The organism is Tenacibaculum halocynthiae (assembly GCF_964512825.1).
GTDB lineage: Bacteria > Bacteroidota > Bacteroidia > Flavobacteriales > Flavobacteriaceae > Polaribacter > Polaribacter halocynthiae.
The window spans coordinates 149911-166994 of sequence record NZ_CAZELG010000009.1 but is presented as its reverse complement, the minus strand read 5'-3'; the positions used below and the strand labels follow the sequence as shown (position 1 = coordinate 166994).

At 31.7% G+C, this 17084-nt stretch carries 18 protein-coding genes; 5 read left to right on the top strand and 13 right to left on the bottom strand.

Annotated elements, in window-relative coordinates:
- Nucleotides 1-10: 10 nt before the first annotated feature.
- From rplP to rpsL, 12 genes are all read right to left on the bottom strand, one after another.
- On the bottom strand, nucleotides 11-442 hold the full coding sequence (gene rplP / locus ACKTTQ_RS01430) for a 50S ribosomal protein L16 (RefSeq protein ID WP_093868911.1): 432 nt from the start codon (nucleotides 440-442) through the stop codon (nucleotides 11-13).
- 21 nt (nucleotides 443-463) lie between these two features.
- Nucleotides 464-1180, bottom strand: coding sequence for a 30S ribosomal protein S3 (rpsC, locus tag ACKTTQ_RS01425; RefSeq protein WP_093868912.1), 717 nt, complete (start codon nucleotides 1178-1180; stop codon nucleotides 464-466).
- A gap of 11 nt (nucleotides 1181-1191) precedes the next feature.
- Nucleotides 1192-1596, bottom strand: coding sequence for a 50S ribosomal protein L22 (gene rplV, locus ACKTTQ_RS01420; RefSeq protein ID WP_093868913.1), 405 nt, complete (start codon nucleotides 1594-1596; stop codon nucleotides 1192-1194).
- A gap of 9 nt (nucleotides 1597-1605) precedes the next feature.
- Entirely contained in the window at nucleotides 1606-1884 is a 279-nt protein-coding gene (gene rpsS / locus ACKTTQ_RS01415) for a 30S ribosomal protein S19 (RefSeq protein WP_093868914.1), read from the bottom strand.
- A 6-nt stretch (nucleotides 1885-1890) separates the two neighbouring features.
- Nucleotides 1891-2715 carry a 50S ribosomal protein L2 gene (gene rplB, locus ACKTTQ_RS01410; protein WP_093868915.1) on the bottom strand — a complete coding sequence of 275 codons (825 nt, stop codon included), beginning with the start codon at nucleotides 2713-2715 and terminating at the stop codon, nucleotides 1891-1893.
- An 11-nt stretch (nucleotides 2716-2726) separates the two neighbouring features.
- Nucleotides 2727-3017, bottom strand: a complete 291-nt coding sequence (gene rplW / locus ACKTTQ_RS01405; RefSeq protein ID WP_093868916.1) for a 50S ribosomal protein L23 — start codon at nucleotides 3015-3017, stop codon at nucleotides 2727-2729.
- Between the two features lie 7 nt (nucleotides 3018-3024).
- Complete coding sequence (gene rplD, locus ACKTTQ_RS01400) at nucleotides 3025-3654, bottom strand: 50S ribosomal protein L4 (protein ID WP_093868917.1); 630 nt, start codon at nucleotides 3652-3654, stop codon at nucleotides 3025-3027.
- Nucleotides 3654-4271 carry a 50S ribosomal protein L3 gene (gene rplC / locus ACKTTQ_RS01395; protein ID WP_093868918.1) on the bottom strand — a complete coding sequence of 206 codons (618 nt, stop codon included), beginning with the start codon at nucleotides 4269-4271 and terminating at the stop codon, nucleotides 3654-3656. The genes rplD and rplC overlap by 1 nt, the downstream gene beginning before the upstream one ends.
- A 296-nt stretch (nucleotides 4272-4567) precedes the next feature.
- Nucleotides 4568-4873: a 30S ribosomal protein S10 gene (rpsJ, locus tag ACKTTQ_RS01390; RefSeq protein WP_075342599.1), complete on the bottom strand. Its 306-nt coding sequence runs from the start codon at nucleotides 4871-4873 to the stop codon at nucleotides 4568-4570.
- 5 nt (nucleotides 4874-4878) lie between these two features.
- The gene (gene fusA, locus ACKTTQ_RS01385; RefSeq protein WP_408048224.1) at nucleotides 4879-6996 is read right to left on the bottom strand and encodes an elongation factor G; all 2118 of its coding nucleotides are present in this window, start codon (nucleotides 6994-6996) and stop codon (nucleotides 4879-4881) included.
- Between the two features lie 5 nt (nucleotides 6997-7001).
- Nucleotides 7002-7478, bottom strand: a complete 477-nt coding sequence (rpsG, locus tag ACKTTQ_RS01380) for a 30S ribosomal protein S7 (RefSeq protein ID WP_093868920.1) — start codon at nucleotides 7476-7478, stop codon at nucleotides 7002-7004.
- Nucleotides 7479-7510: 32 nt separating this feature from the next.
- Entirely contained in the window at nucleotides 7511-7885 is a 375-nt protein-coding gene (rpsL, locus tag ACKTTQ_RS01375; RefSeq protein WP_093868921.1) for a 30S ribosomal protein S12, read from the bottom strand.
- Nucleotides 7886-8059: 174 nt separating this feature from the next.
- Here rpsL and ACKTTQ_RS01370 point away from each other — a divergent pair, with 174 nt between their 5' ends.
- The 5 genes from ACKTTQ_RS01370 (at nucleotide 8060) to ACKTTQ_RS01350 (ending at nucleotide 16028) form a co-directional block, all read left to right on the top strand.
- On the top strand, nucleotides 8060-9694 hold the full coding sequence (locus tag ACKTTQ_RS01370; RefSeq protein ID WP_408048223.1) for a BamA/TamA family outer membrane protein: 1635 nt from the start codon (nucleotides 8060-8062) through the stop codon (nucleotides 9692-9694).
- Nucleotides 9695-9840: 146 nt separating this feature from the next.
- Nucleotides 9841-12984, top strand: coding sequence for a SusC/RagA family TonB-linked outer membrane protein (locus ACKTTQ_RS01365; RefSeq protein WP_408048222.1), 3144 nt, complete (start codon nucleotides 9841-9843; stop codon nucleotides 12982-12984).
- Between the two features lie 19 nt (nucleotides 12985-13003).
- Complete coding sequence (locus ACKTTQ_RS01360; protein ID WP_408048221.1) at nucleotides 13004-14512, top strand: SusD/RagB family nutrient-binding outer membrane lipoprotein; 1509 nt, start codon at nucleotides 13004-13006, stop codon at nucleotides 14510-14512.
- A gap of 89 nt (nucleotides 14513-14601) precedes the next feature.
- Nucleotides 14602-15273 (top strand): hypothetical protein, encoded by a 672-nt coding sequence (locus ACKTTQ_RS01355; protein ID WP_093868925.1) that lies wholly within the window; start codon nucleotides 14602-14604, stop codon nucleotides 15271-15273.
- 44 nt (nucleotides 15274-15317) lie between these two features.
- On the top strand, nucleotides 15318-16028 hold the full coding sequence (locus ACKTTQ_RS01350; RefSeq protein ID WP_093868926.1) for a hypothetical protein: 711 nt from the start codon (nucleotides 15318-15320) through the stop codon (nucleotides 16026-16028).
- Here ACKTTQ_RS01350 and ACKTTQ_RS01345 read toward each other — a convergent pair.
- Nucleotides 16025-16975: a DUF3179 domain-containing (seleno)protein gene (locus ACKTTQ_RS01345; RefSeq protein WP_408048220.1), complete on the bottom strand. Its 951-nt coding sequence runs from the start codon at nucleotides 16973-16975 to the stop codon at nucleotides 16025-16027. The genes ACKTTQ_RS01350 and ACKTTQ_RS01345 overlap by 4 nt on opposite strands.
- Between the last annotated feature and the right edge of the window lie 109 nt (nucleotides 16976-17084).

Below are 17084 nucleotides of genomic sequence, written 5' to 3'. Positions count from 1 at the left end.
TTATATAGAATTAAGCGTTAAAATCAAAATCTCTTGCGATAACAAACTTCGTTTTTACTGGAAGTTTCTGAGCTGCTAAACGTAAAGCTTCTTTTGCAACATCCATTGGTACTCCACCAACTTCGAACAAAATTCTACCTGGTTTAACTACTGATACGAAATGATCAGGTGCTCCTTTACCCTTACCCATACGTACCTCTAAAGGCTTTTTAGTTATTGGCTTGTCTGGAAATATTTTAATCCAAAGCTGCCCTTCTCTTTTCATATGACGAGTTGCTGCAATACGTGCTGCTTCAATCTGACGAGATGTAAGTAAATTCTGGTCTAAAGATTTGATCCCAAACATTCCATTAGAAAGTTGAGTACCTCTACCAGAGTTACCGCTCATATTTCCCTTACCCTTCTGGACTTTACGGAATTTTACTCTTTTTGGCTGTAACATGTGTAATTTCTTTTAAAAAAATTATTTTCTTCTGCGAGGTTGACGTTTTCCTCCTCCTTTATTAGAATTCCCTTTTTGCTTAGATAATCCTACTAATGGAGATAGTTCACGTTTACCATAAACCTCACCTTTCATTATCCATACTTTCACACCAATTCTTCCGTATGTAGTATGCGATTCAACAAGTGCATAATCGATATCTGCTCTAAAAGTAGAAAGAGGAATTCTTCCTTCTTTATAATGTTCAGAACGTGCCATTTCAGCTCCATTTAAACGACCTGATAATTGGATTTTAATCCCTTCAGCATTCATTCTAATTGCAGCAGCAATAGCCATTTTCGTAGCTCTCTTGTAAGAAATTCTATTTTCAATTTGACGTGCAACACTAGCTGCAACTAATTTAGCATCTAATTCAGGACGCTTAATTTCAAAAATATTAATTTGAACTTCTTTCCCAGTAATTTTTTTAAGCTCTTCTTTTAACTTGTCTACCTCTTGACCTCCTTTACCAATAATGATACCTGGACGTGCAGTAGTGATAGTAACGGTTACAAGTTTTAAAGTACGCTCTATTATTACACGAGAAACACTTGCTTTAGATAATCTAGCATAAATATACTTTCTTATCTTGTCATCTTCAGCAATTTTATCTCCGTAGTCATTTCCACCATACCAGTTAGATTCCCATCCTCTGATAATTCCTAAACGATTTCCTATTGGATTTGTTTTTTGTCCCATTTCTACTTTGATTAATTACTTTTATTTTTAGCTCCTAACTCTAAAGTTACGTGATTAGAACGTTTTCTTATCCTATGTGCACGCCCTTGTGGAGCTGGTCTTAATCTTTTTAACATTCCTGCGCTATCTACACAAATAGATTTCACGAATAATCCAGCCTCTTCAATACTTGCATCTTCATTTTTAGCTTGCCAGTTTGCAATTGCAGACATTAACAATTTCTCTAAATTTCTAGATGCTTCTTTAGGACTAAACTTCAAGATTTGTAAAGCTTTTTCAACCTCTACTCCTCTTACCAAATCAGCCACCAAGCGCATTTTCCTTGGTGATGTAGGACAGTTAGTAAGCTTTGCAAAAGCTCTTTGCTTTCTCGCTTCTTTTAACTGTGTTGCCATGTTATGTTTACGACTTCCCATAATTTCCTACTATTTTTTACCTTTATTTTTTGCACCTGCATGTCCTCTAAAAGAACGAGTTGGTGAAAATTCTCCTAATTTATGACCTACCATGTTTTCAGTAACATATACTGGAACAAATTGACGTCCGTTATGAACTGCAATTGTTTGTCCAACAAAGTCAGGTGTAATCATACTTGCTCTTGACCAAGTTTTAATAACTGATTTACTTCCTGCTTCAACATTAGCCATCACTTTTTTCTCTAACTTGTAGTGAACGTAAGGTCCTTTTTTTAATGATCTTGCCATGATTTATTATTTCTTTCTACGTTCTATGATATACTTGTTACTAGCTTTAGTCTTAGATCTAGTTTTGTATCCTTTAGCTGGTATACCATTTCTAGATCTTGGATGACCTCCTGATGAACGTCCTTCACCACCACCCATTGGGTGATCAACTGGATTCATTCTTACAGCATTAGTTCTAGGACGCTTACCTAACCATCTACTTCTACCTGCTTTACCAGATACTAATAATTGATGATCTGAATTAGATACAACTCCTATAACAGCTTTACAAGTTAATAAGATTAATCTTGTTTCTCCTGAAGGTAACTTAACAGTAGCGTACTTACCATCTCTTGCCATTAATTGAGCAAAAGAACCAGCAGAACGAGCCATAACAGCTCCTTGACCTGGATGTAATTCAATACATGAAATAGTTGTTCCTAAAGGAATATCACTTAAGTACATAGCATTACCCACATCTGGAGTAGATTCTTTACCTGAAACGATAGTTTGACCTACTTTTAATCCGTTTTGTGCAATTACATAACGCTTTTCTCCATCAGCATAACTAACTAAGGCAATAAATGCAGTACGATTTGGATCGTACTCAATAGTTTTTACTGTTGCAGGGATACCTTCTTTATCTCTTTTGAAATCGATAATACGGTATTTTTGCTTATGACCACCACCGATATTACGTGTAGTCATTCTTCCCTGATTGTTTCGACCTCCAGATCGTTTTTTCGGAGCTAATAAAGATTTCTCCGGCTTATCAGTAGTAATGGTGTCGAACCCATTCACTACTCTAAAACGCTGACCTGGTGTTATTGGTTTTAATTTTCTAACTGACATTCTGTCTTTTCTTAAAGATTGTTATAAAAATCAATAGTTTCTCCTTCTGCTAACTGTACAACTGCTTTTTTATAACCACTTGTTAATCCAGATACTAAACCTTTTTTAGTGTATTTAGTTTTTCTTTCAGCAGGATGGTTCATAGTTCTAACAGCAGATACTGCTACACCATAGGTAGCTTCAATAGCACCTTTGATTTCAACTTTGTTAGCTTTCTTATTTACAACAAATGTATAACGGTTAAACACCTCGCTATCATTTGTAGCTTTTTCCGTAATAATAGGTTTAATTAAAATACTCATTTCTTCCCTATTTACTTAAATTAGATTCAATTCCTTCTAATGAGCTTTCAGCTATAACTACTTTACTTGCGTTTAAAACATTGTAAGTATTAATACCTGTAGCATTTACAACTTTAGACTTTTTTAAGTTTCTTGATGATAAGTAAACATTTTTACTTTCTTCAGTTAAAACAAATAAAGATTTCTTTGAATCTAATTCTAAAGCTTTTAATACATTAATAAATTCTTTAGTTCTTGGAGCTTCAAAATTGAAATCTTCAACAACTACTAAATTATTATCTTTTGCTTGAATACTTAAAGCTGATTTACGAGCTAAACGCTTTAAGTTTTTATTTAATTTGAAAGAATAGTTTCTTGGTCTTGGTCCGAACATACGTCCTCCACCTCTAAAAACACCAGACTTGATAGATCCTGCTCTTGCAGTACCAGTTCCTTTTTGTTTTTTAATCTTTCTTGTACTACCTGCTATTTCAGCTCTTTCTTTAGACTTATGAGTACCTTGTCTTTGGTTAGCCAAGTACTGTTTAACATCTAAATAAATCGCGTGATCGTTTGGTTCAATTCCGAATACTTCGCTAGAAAGTTCAACTTTTCTACCAGTATCTTTTCCTGTAATATCTAATACTGCTACTTTCATTATTTCTCAATAGTTACGTAAGAGTTCTTGTGTCCTGGAATTGCTCCTTTAACAACGATAAGGTTCTTTTCTGGAACCACTTTCAATACTCTTAAATTTTGAACTTTTACATTATCTCCTCCCATACGTCCTGCCATGCGCATTCCTTTAAATACTCTTGCAGGGTATGAAGCAGCACCAATAGAACCTGGCGCTCTTAAACGGTTGTGCTGACCGTGAGTTGCTTGTCCAACTCCAGCAAATCCATGACGTTTTACAACACCTTGAAAACCTTTACCTTTTGAAACTCCTGATACATCTACAAACTCTCCTTCTGCAAAATACTCAACAGTAACTGAATCTCCTAATTTGTACTCTCCTTCGAATCCTTGAAATTCAATGACTTTTCTTTTAGCAGTTGTGCCAGCTTTTTTAAAGTGACCATCTAAAGCTTTATTTGAGCTTTTTGCTTTTTTGTCATCGAAACCAAGTTGTAACGCGTTATAGCCGTCAACCTCTTCGGTTCTGACTTGGGTAACGACGCAAGGACCCGCTTCGATTACAGTACAAGGAATATTTTTCCCGTTCTCATCGAATAAGCTGGTCATTCCTACTTTTCTTCCTATTAACCCAGACATATTTGTTAATTTTCAGACGATAGATTTATTTTATCCAGCGCGTCTATTAATATAAATTGTTTGAAACAAATGTTTCAGTTTGACATTACTTTCAAGTTTTACGTAAAAAAAAAGAGCGTAAACACTTTTAGCTCTAACTATTTTGTGTTTTACCGTTTTTCCCTTGCGAAACCCTCAGGACATGTCTTTTTTCTATTAAAACAAATAGAAAAAATATCGAAATACTTAAATTTCGGTGTGCAAAAGTAAAAAAAACTTTCGGCTTAACAAAATTAAACCGAAAGTTATTGATTTACTTATACTTTAATCTCAACTTCTACTCCACTTGGTAACTCAAGTTTCATTAAAGCATCAATAGTTTTTGAAGAAGAACTATAAATATCTAACAAACGCTTGTAAGCAGATAATTGAAATTGTTCTCTTGATTTTTTATTTACGTGTGGTGAACGTAATACTGTAAAAATCTTTTTATGAGTTGGTAATGGAATTGGTCCATTTACAACCGCTCCAGTACTTTTCACTGTCTTTACGATTTTCTCAGCAGACTTATCTACTAAATTATAATCGTAAGATTTTAATTTTATTCTAATTTTTTGACTCATCTTAATTAACCTTTTGCGTTTGCAATTACTTCTTCTGAAATATTATTTGGAGTTTCTGCATAATGAGAAAATTCCATAGTTGAAGTTGCTCTACCTGAAGACATTGTTCTTAATGCTGTAACATAACCAAACATTTCTGATAATGGAACTAAAGCTTTAACAACTTTTGAACCTGCACGATCACTCATGTCAGACACTTGACCACGTCTTCTATTTAAATCTCCTACAATGTCTCCCATGTTTTCTTCAGGAGTCAATACTTCTAATTTCATTAATGGCTCCATGATTTTAGCTCTTGCAGCTTTTGCAGCAGCTTTATATCCCATTTTTGCAGCCAATTCAAAAGATAACTGATCAGAATCCACAGGGTGGAAAGATCCATCTTTTAAAGTAACTTTCATAGAATCCATTTCGTAACCAGCTAAAGGACCATTCTTCATTGCTTCTTTGAATCCTTTTTCTACAGACGGTACAAATTCCTTAGGAACGTTACCACCTTTAATTATAGATTCAAATTGCAACCCTTGAACACCTTCATCTGCAGGTTCCATAGTAAATACAATATCAGCAAATTTACCACGTCCACCAGATTGTTTTTTATAAACTTCTCTATGATCAGCAACTGCAGTAATAGCTTCTTTGTACTCTACTTGAGGTTGACCTTCGTTAACCTCTACTTTAAACTCACGCTTTAAACGATCAACAATGATATCAAGGTGTAACTCTCCCATTCCTGAGATAATAGTTTGCCCTGATGCTTCATCAGTTCTAACGGTAAAAGTAGGATCTTCTTCTGCTAACTTAGCTAAAGACATACCTAATTTATCAACATCCGCTTTAGTTTTAGGTTCAACAGCAATACCGATTACTGGATCTGGAAAATCCATAGACTCTAACACTATAGGGTGTTTTTCATCTGATAAAGTATCACCAGTTTTAATTGATTTAAATCCTACAGCAGCACCAATATCACCTGCTTCGATAAAATCGATTGCATTTTGCTTATTAGCGTGCATTTGATAGATACGAGAAATACGTTCTTTTTTCCCTGAACGGTTATTTAAAACATAAGACCCAGCATCTAAACGACCAGAGTAAGATCTAAAGAAAGCTAAACGTCCTACGAAAGGATCAGTAGCAATTTTAAATGCTAAAGCAGCAAAAGGCTCTTTTACATCTGGCTTACGAGTAAGCTCTTCACCATTATCAGGATTAGTTCCAATAATAGCATCTTTATCTAATGGAGAAGGTAAATAACGACATACAGCATCTAATAAGAACTGAACACCTTTATTTTTAAACGCTGATCCACAAATCATAGGAATGATTGACATATCCATTACAGCAGCACGAAGAGCAGCATGCACTTCTTCCTCAGTAATAGAGTCTTCATCTTCCATATATTTTTCTAAAAGATTTTCATCATAAGCAGCAACTTCTTCAATAAGTTTACCACGTAATTCTGAAGCTTCTTCTTTTAATTCTTCTGGAATATCAACAATATCAAAAGTAGATCCTTGAGTAGCATCATGCCATACAATAGCACGGTTCTTTACTAAATCTACTATACCTTTAAAATCTGCCTCATCTCCAATATTCATTACAATTGGCACAGCATTAGACTTTAACATATCTTTTACTTGTTGACAAACAGCCATAAAATTAGCACCTTGACGATCCATTTTATTAACGAATCCAATACGAGGAACTTTATAGTTATCTGCTAATCTCCAGTTAGTTTCAGACTGAGGCTCAACACCATCAACTGCACTAAATAAGAAAACTAATCCATCAAGAACTCTTAATGAACGGTTTACCTCTACTGTAAAATCAACGTGACCAGGAGTATCAATTATATTAAAGTGATATCCTTTAGTATCTTTTGTAGGCTCTCCATTTTCAACTGGGAACTTCCATTCACAAGTGGTAGCAGCAGAAGTAATTGTAATACCTCTTTCTTGCTCTTGCTCCATCCAGTCCATAGTTGCAGCACCATCATGTACCTCACCTATCTTATGACTAACACCTGTATAATATAATACACGCTCAGTCGTAGTAGTCTTACCTGCATCAATATGCGCAGCAATACCAATATTTCTAGTATATTTTAAATCTCTAGCCATTTCTATTAAAATCTGAAGTGTGAGAACGCTTTGTTTGCCTCAGCCATTTTGTGAGTATCAGTACGTTTTTTAACTGCAGCACCTTCTTCTTTAGCAGCCGCTAAAATTTCAGAAGCTAAACGTTGTGCCATAGTTTTTTCATTACGCTTACGCGCATAAGAAACCATCCATTTAATAGCCATAGATACTTTACGGTCTGGACGAATTTGCATAGGAATCTGGAATGTTGCTCCACCTACACGACGAGAACGAACTTCTACATGTGGCATTACATTTGACAAACCATCTTTCCAAATTTCTAAAGCTGACTTCTCCTCGTCAGTTTTCTTTTCATTTACGATATCAATTGCATCGTAAAAAACTTTGAATGCTACAGATTTCTTACCATCCCACATTAAGTTGTTCACAAAACGTGTTACTAACTGGTCGTTAAACCTTGGATCTGGTAATAAAACTCTTTTTTTAGCTCTTCTTTTCCTCATGTCTTTACATTAAAAAAGTTACTATCTTAAATTTACTTTTTTGGGCGTTTTGCTCCGTATTTTGATCTTCGTTGAGTTCTTCCCTCAACTCCAGCTGTATCTAATGCTCCACGAACAATGTGATACTTAACACCTGGCAAATCTTTTACCCTTCCACCTCTAACTAATACTATCGAGTGCTCTTGTAGGTTATGTCCTTCTCCTGGGATATACGCATTGATTTCATTACCATTTGTTAATCTAACACGCGCTACTTTACGCATTGCTGAGTTAGGTTTTTTTGGTGTGGTAGTGTAAACACGCGTACAAACTCCACGTCTTTGAGGACATGCCGATAAAGCAGCCGATTTACTCTTCTTAGTTATTTTGGTTCTTCCTTTACGAACTAATTGTTGAATAGTTGGCATACTAATTAATTACTATTTTTCGTTTGTACTAAAAATTTCTCTTAATTTCTAAGAGTGCGCAAATGTACGATTAATTTCTAATTATTCAAATATCAGCCAGTTATTTTTAAACAACAATCCAGTATTTCCTTAAATACTTAATAATAAATGTACTTTAGCTAAAAAAACTTTACATTGAAAAGACACACAAAAACATATATTCTATTCACTTTTCTGTTTATTTTCTTTGAAACAACATCTGCTCAAGAATTTAATTTAAATGTATTTTCAAAAGACTCTATTGAAGATAAAGTGTTAAAAAAAATTAAGTTTAAACAAAAGCACTTATCAAAAAAAAATCTACTCCAAGAAATCAGTAAAATTTCTAACAACTTAAAATCAATTGGATATTTCAATCACAAATATCATTTAAATATTAAAAACAAAGAATATAATTACCTATTTAACCTTAACAATAAAACAAACACAGTTGCTATTCATTATAAGAATAAAAACATCTTTATAAAAACAAAAGAGCTAAAAGAATTTTTACTAAATGAAACAAAAGAACTTGACAATCTTGGAAATTCTTTTTCTTCGATAAAACTTGACAGCATACATTTAAAGGGAGATACTTTATTTGCTAATGTAAAAACCACATTTCTAAAAAAACGTTTTATTGACAAAACCGTTATTAAAGGTTACACCAGTTTCCCAAATACATACATAAAAAACTACCTTAGCATTAATAACAAAACAACAATAAGTAGAGAGAAATTATCAAAAATAGATTATAAACTTAAATCTATAAACTTCATTAAATCTATAAAAAAACCAGAATTATTATTCAGTAAGGACTCAACCATTCTATTTTTATACCTAAAAAAAGAAAGTAAGAGTAATTTTGATGGTATCATAAACTTTACATCTGAAGGAAAAAAAAAAGGTTTTAAACTAAATGGACACATTAACCTACTACTAAACAATACATTAAACTCAGGAGAAACTTTTAAGATCTCATGGAAATCATTCAACAAACAAAATGAATCTATAGAATTATTTTCTGAGCTACCTTATATATTTAACACTCCACTAACTCCAAGTATATCATTTAAACTACACAAACAAGATTCTACATTTTTAAATTCTAAATTCAACTCAAAAATAGCATATACTATAAACCACAAATCAACCGTGGCGATTACATACAATTCAACCAACTCTACTAACACATTACAATTACAAAATCTTCCTAACATTAATGACTATTCAAATTACTTTATAGGCATATCATACATTTACAATATCAAAAACAATAAAACTTTATTCACTGATAAACATTTCCTGTTCAAAGTAACTCCTTTATTCGGAAACAGAAACTCAAACAAACAAACACAGAAACAATTAAAAATTAAATCAGAAATAGAAAAAAACTTTACACTAAACAATCGCAATTCTCTATATATAAAAAATGAAATTGGTTACTTAGAATCAAAGAAATATTTGATCAACGAATTATTTAGAATTGGAGGAGCTAGTAGTGTTAGAGGATTTAATGAGCAAAGTTTTTTTACAAAAAAATACACATTCATAAATACAGAATACCGTTACATTACATCAAAAACCTCACAATTGTACATCTTATTTGACTATGCCTACTTAAAAGACATAAACAACAAAACTAATCACTTAACAAGCCTAGGTATAGGTTACAAACAGCTATTGAAAAACACTTTAATAAACATTGAATATTCTATAGGAAAATCAAATAACAATAGCTTTAATCTCAACAATTCTTTTCTTTCATTAAAATTATCTAATTATTTTTAATAATCTTTAAAAAAAATTCCACAAAGCCCCAATAGCTTTAATAAATTTCACAATTAGTTAACTTATTTAATAATTAGTTAACAATTTAGTTGGTTTTTTAAGTTTTATTTAAGACTTTTGACGCAATTAATTCAAACAATTACGCAATGAAAACAAAGTTTAATGGAATTTTAACGCTACTATTAGCGTTGGTTGTGCAAATTTCTTTTGCACAAGAAAAAACAATTTCAGGTACTGTTTCCGATGAATCTGGACCTTTACCTGGGGTGTCTGTACTTAAAAAAGGGTCTACCCAAGGTACTGAAACAGATTTTGACGGTAAATACTCAATCAAAACTAAAGAAGGGGACATTCTTGTTTTTAGTTTTGTTGGTATGAAAACTACTGAAAAAACTGTAGGTGCTTCAAATACTATTAATGTAACACTAGAGAATGATAACGTGTTAAACGAAGTAGTAGTTACAGCATTAGGTATTAAAAGAGAAGCAAAAAGTTTAGGTTTTGCTCAACAAACTGTAAAAGGTGAACAACTTACTCAAACAAGAGAGGTAGACATTAATAATTCTATAGCTGGTAAAGTTGCCGGTGTACAGATGTTAGGTGCTCCTAGTTCTGGATTTGGAAACGCTTTAATTCGTTTAAGAGGTGAGAGTGATTTACTTTATGTTGTTGATGGTGTAAAAATTGACAACTCTGGAGATATTAATGTTGATGATGTTGAAAGTCTTAACGTTCTTAAAGGTAGTGGTGCTACTGCATTATACGGTCCTATTGGTAAAAATGGAGTTGTTGTTATAACAACTAAAAGAGCTAAAAACGGAAAAACATCATTTGTAATTGACCAAGCTTTACAAGTTTCAAACGTATACATCTTACCTGAATACCAAAATGAATATGGTGGTGGATACTCTCAAACTTTTTCTACTTTAAACGGCCAAAACATCCCTAATTATGCAGCTGATGAATCTTGGGGTCCTAAATTAGATGGTAGAATGGTTAGACATTGGGATAGTTGGATACCTGGCTCTTCTGAATTTGGTAACTTAAGACCATGGTCTGCTAACCCAGATAACGTAAGAAACTTCTTTAACACTGGTATCACAAATAATACTACTTTATCATTCTCTAAAGGTGGAGATGGTTATAGTGTTAAGACTATATTAAGAAATGTTGACATTGAAGGTGTTTTACCTAACTCTAAGAGAAATTTAAAGCAAGTTAGTGCTAGTGCTAGTTTTGATGTGTCTGATAAACTTGAAGTTTACACAAACATAAACTACCAATACAGAACTACTTTAAATGATCCTACTGGTGGTTATGGAAGTATTGCTTCTAACTTTAATCAATGGTTCCAAAGACAATTGGATATGAACAGATTAAGAGATTCATATTTCCAAGGAGGTAAATTTTACACATGGAATATTAGAAGTACTTCTAATGTTAACCCTTTATATTGGGATTCTCCATATTTTGAAACTAATCAAAATATTAAGAACCAAACTAAAAATGCTGTTTATGGTAATGTAGGAATGAACTACAAAATCACTGATAACATTACATTAAATACTGAAATTAGAAGAACCGTAAACACTTACAAATCTGATGCAAGAGTTGCTTTTGGAGGTTTAAACCAAACATCTTTTGCTGAAAGAGATCGTACAATTAGTTCTACTGAATTTTTTGCAATGGCAACTTACAACAAAGATCTTACAGATAATTTAGATTTAACTGCTTCTGTTGGTACTGAATTAAGGCAATGGCAAGATAGATCTATAAGAGGAGCTTCTAGTGGTGGCTTAACAATACCTGGTATATACTCTGTTGCTTCTTCTAAAGATAGACCTACATACACAAATAACGAAGTTAACAGTAAAAACAGAGGTTTATTTGCAACTGCTTCTCTTGGGTATAATGATATGTTATTCTTAGATGGTACAGTAAGATCAGATTGGAACTCTACTGCTAACGCTAATGACAACAGAGTATTAACTTATGGAGGTTCTTTAAGTTTCTTATTTAACAAAGTCATTAACTTAGAAGAATTAAGTTTTGGTAAATTACGTATTGGTTATGCAGAGGCTCCAAGTTTCCCTGGTATTAATGAATTAGTAACTGCATTTGATTCTGGCTCTTCAAATAGTGGGACTGTTCCTTTTTTCCCGCAACGTAATCAAGCTAATCCAAATCTTGAAGGAGGAATTAGGCAAGAGTTTGAAATTGGTACTGAGTTAAAGTTTTTTGGTAGCAGATTAGGTTTAGATATAACATATTTTGACAGAAAAGATATTAATTTACCAATAAAGATACCTATATCAAATGCAACAGGTTACAGTTCATCAAGTGTTAACTCTGGGAAATTTTCATCTAATGGTATAGAAGTTGCTATTAATGGAACTCCTATTAAAAATGAAAACTTTACTTGGGATGTTGGATTAAACTTTGCAACATTAAAGAGACAAGTTGATGAATTATACGTTAACCCTGTAACTAATGAAGCTATTACGACAGATGTAATTGATACTTCTTGGAGAGGTTTAACTATAGAAGCTAAAGTAGGTCAAGAATATGGTGCTATTTATGGTAGAAAAATCAGAAGAGATGCTAATGGAAACATGTTATTAAGCAGTACTGGTAGTATTCAATTTGATCAAAATCAATATTTAGGTAACTTATTACCTGATTTTACTGGAGGTTTAACAAACTCATTTAACTATAAAGGAATTAACTTATCTTTTAGTCTTGATTTCCAAAAAGGTGGGAAATATTTCTCAGTTACTCAAATGTTTAACAACTACGCTGGTTTAGGTATTGCTACAGTTGGAGACAATGCAAAAGGTAACCCTGTAAGAGACCCATTAGTAGATGCTAGCGGTGCTATTGTTTCAGGAACTTCAATAAACGCTAATAACGTATCAAATACAACTGGTGGTGTTTTAGTAGAAGGTGTTGACGCTACTTCAGGAAGCGCAGCTTCTTACTTCGTAGATAGCCAAACTTATTGGAAAAGATTATTTGCTTTACATGAAAGATGGATCTATGATGCTTCTTACGTTAAGTTAAGACAATTATCTTTAGGGTATACTTTCCCAAAGAAAATATTTGAAAACACTCCTATAGAAACTATTACAGTTAATGCTTATGCAAACAACTTATGGTTAATTTACTCTAGTGTTGATGGTGTTGATCCTTCTGAGATTGAAAATGTAAACAATGCAGGTTTAAGATGGGAAGAAGGTGGACAGTTACCAAGTAGTAGAACTTTTGGTATGAATATTAAAGTTAAATTTTAATTAAAAATTTTTAGAAAAAATGAAAAAATATATATACAAAGCTTTGTCGTTAGCGACCTTCTTACTAGTTGGTTTTAGCTGTGACTCATATGACTTTGGAGAGACTAATAAAAATTTAAACGACCCTTCTGAAGTATTACCTCCTTCACTATTAACTGCAAGTCAAGCAAAGCTAGTTGGAGCCTTAAGTTTATCTGGTACTGCTACTCCGTCATTATATGTTCAGCATTTATCACAAACTCAATATACAGAAGAATCTAGATATCAGACAATAAATTTCAATTGGAATATAACCGGAAGCGGTACTAATCAAACAGCTCCAAATGGAGATATAAGAAATCAACAAGGGACAGTAAATGTTTACACACCAATATTAGCTCTTAAAACCATTATTGATGCTAATACTAATGATGCAGCTAACATGTCTGCTTATGGATCGAACAATAATCAAATTGCTGTTGCTAGAATATTAAAAGCTTACTATTTCCAATGGATGACTGATAGATGGGGAATGCTACCTTATACTGAAGCTATAGGTGGTGTAAATACTCCTAATCCAAAATATGACACTCAAGAGTTTATTTATAAAGATTTATTTAAAGAAATAGACGAAGCTCTTGCGCAAATTGATGGTGGTGCTGGTCCTTCTGGAGATAGTTTTTTCGGAGGAGACATGGCTAAATGGAAAAAGTTTGCTAATACTTTAAAAATGAACATGGCTATTCGTTTAGCTAAAGTTTATCCTAATGCAGGTGATTACGCAGCTACAATGTTTAATCAAGCTATGGCTGGTGCAATTACATCTTCAAGTGAAAACATAATGTTTGCTTGTATCGCAGATGACCAGTATGACAACCCTTACCAAGATGATTATGTTGATTCTGGTAGAACTGACGAATGTTTAAGTGATGTTTTAGTTAACAGATTACAAGCTTTAAACGATCCTCGTTTACCTAAATTCGGTGCTCCTGCTGCTTCTTCAGGAAATTATGTTGGTTTACGTTACGGATGGGCAGGAGCAGGAACTGTTCCTAATGCTGATGTGTCTTTCATGAATGATGATTTAATCAAAAATGGAACTAAATCTTTACCTATATTCACATTTGCTCAGGTTTCATTTAACAAAGCAGAAGCTGCCAAGTTAAACTGGATTTCTGGAACTGTACAATCTTATTATGAAGCTGGTGTTAAAGCTTCTTTAGAACAATGGGGTGTTTCTGCTGCTGATGCAACAACTTATTTAGGTGTTGCCGGAGTAGCATACAATGCTGCTACAGATATGAATCAAATTGCTGAACAAAAGTGGATTTCTTTATTCTACCAACCTTATGAAGCTTGGGCTGAATGGAGAAGATTAGATTTCCCTGTATTAACAGCTGCTGTTGATGCCTTGAATGGAACTAATCAAATTCCTACAAGACATGCATATCCTTCAACTGAACCTAGTCAAAATAAGAGTAGTTATGATGCTGCTGTTGCTGCACAAGGTGCTGATGATTTATTCACTAAATTATGGTGGGATAAATAAAAGTATAAAAATTATATAATTTTTAAGACTACCTTTATTAATTTAAAGGTAGTTTTTTTTTATATTTACCTAAACCCAAACACCTTACTATGAAAAAGTTAATATTCTTTCTTTGTTTATCTTTTATAACATTATTAGTAAACTCTCAAGTTGATGGAATGAATTTTAATCCTCAAAAAATTGGAGGAACATTTCAAAACTTAAATTTAAATTCGGGAAATAATTTTAATGATAATATGAAAGGCTCTATATATTTGTTTAAAGCTTGGAATAATCTATCAACATTAACTTCTTTTTCAAACAAAAAACTGAAAATTGATAACTTAAATTATGATATAGAAAATAAGCAATTCGTTGCAAAAATTAGCAATGATAGTATATACATTTTCAATAATCTTAAAAACGTTAAAACTCCATTGTCTTTGTTTGAAAATATTGATGGTACATTTTATGAAATATTAGTTAATGGTAAACTTCAACTATTAAAAGAGTATACTGGTAAGTATAAAAAAGCTGTTATAAATAAAATGACAAATCAAATAGTTAAGAAACCCCAATACATCAAAGTTGAAACTTTATATTCAAGGCAAAACAATACTATAAAAAAAATAAAACTAAAGAAATCAAGTATTCTTAAATTACTTTCTTCTAAAAAAGAAGAAATAAAGAAATACTCTAAAACAAATAAATTGTCTTACAAAAAAGAGAATGACGTAATTAAAATATTACAATATTACAACAAGCTACTAAACAACTTTTAAAAAAATTAACTCAAAAAGAAAAACTATAACCAACAAAATCTGATATGAAAAAAATAATTTTATTTTTTGTAATTATTATTACAAATCAATTGTATTCACAAGGAAAGAGAACTTTTTGGCCAACTAACTCAAGTGAAGCTCCTAAAATGAAAGTTAACTTTAATACTCAAACACTTGGAGGTACTTTTCAACGTAATGATGCTAGAGCCTTTAATAAAAATGATCAATTTAAAGGCGTTAAAGGGTCATTTTATTTATTTAATACTTGGAAAAACAATTCAACAATTACTTCTAAGACTGGAAAAAAATATCAAATCAATAACATGAATTATGATTTGGATGAAAAAGCTTTTTTGTCAAAAATTTCAAGAGACAGCGTTTACATTTATCAAAATGTAGAAAGTATTAATGTAGAAAATAGATTTTTTATAAATATTAATGAGCAATTTTATGAAAAAATAACTGATGGTAAAATTAGCTTATTAAAGAAATATTCAGGGAAATTAAAAAAACCTATCATTAACAAAATGACAAATCAACAAGTAAAACCTGCTGAATATGTTAAAATAGTTAATTACTATAGTTACATTCAAAATAAAAAATTAGAAAAAATTAAATTAAAAAAATCTAATGTTACTAAATTAATTACCGAAAAAAAAGATCAAGTAAAAATTTATATCAAAAAAAACAAATTAACATATAAAGAAGAAGGGGATATTGTTAAAATAATTAATTATTATAATTCATTATTTTAGTTATGCATAGTAACATTATTTTTATAGAAAAAATTCCATGCCCATAGTTCAGCATGAAAAAAACTAGGTGAAGCTAATTTTGTGCCTTTTTTAGGTCCTTCAATAGCTTCACCAAATATATTCCATCTATTTCCTTTATTATCTTTCAATACTAAAGGAAAACTAGTATCCAGTTCTAAATTTTCTCCAGTAGGTTCATAAAATGAAGTGAAAATATTTTTACTTTCATCACCTATTACAATAGTTTGTCTTCCATTAACTATTAACTTATTTAACTTTAACTTACTAAAGCTAGAATAAGGAAAAACTTCAACCGAATTTTCAATTCCACCATTAACAATACCAAAAAACTTAGTTGACTTAGCTTTCTTTACACTATTGTACTTATTCACTTCTCCTCTACTAAGTAAATTATGATAATACACTTGAGCCATAGGAAAATAGTCTTTAATGGTTTTCCAAGTTGTTTCTATTGAAAATAAATCATTTATCTCCATATATTTTTGACCCCCTTTAATACCAGTAAGTAACATTTGCGACCAAAAAACATCTTCCTCTTGTGATGTTAAAACCAAATTATCTTTAAATAAAAAACCTGAGGCAAACATGTTCAAACTTTTACCACCTATAACTTTATTAAAACAAATACCACTTTTTGTTTGTGGACAATAACTAGCTATGTATTCTAAATCATCTATTTTATCATTTACAACTTCAGAATAATTTAAATAAACATAAGGAAAAACCTTAACCCTCCCTTTATAATTAAACATTATTACAAGATCATCATCAGATACATTTTCAATTTCATTTACTTTCTTGAAACTAGGGTTATCTATAAAAGCAAACGGAGCTCCTTCTTTTATATAGGTTTCGTCTACAAGCCATTTATCTTCATTTACATTATCATCTATATTCTTATCAATACCATCTGAGCATGAAAACATAAAGGCGAAAATAAAAAGCAAAAATATATACTTCATAACTTTATAAGGTTTCTTGTATAGTCTAAAAAGATAGTAAATAATTACATAAAATATTTAAAAATGTGAATTT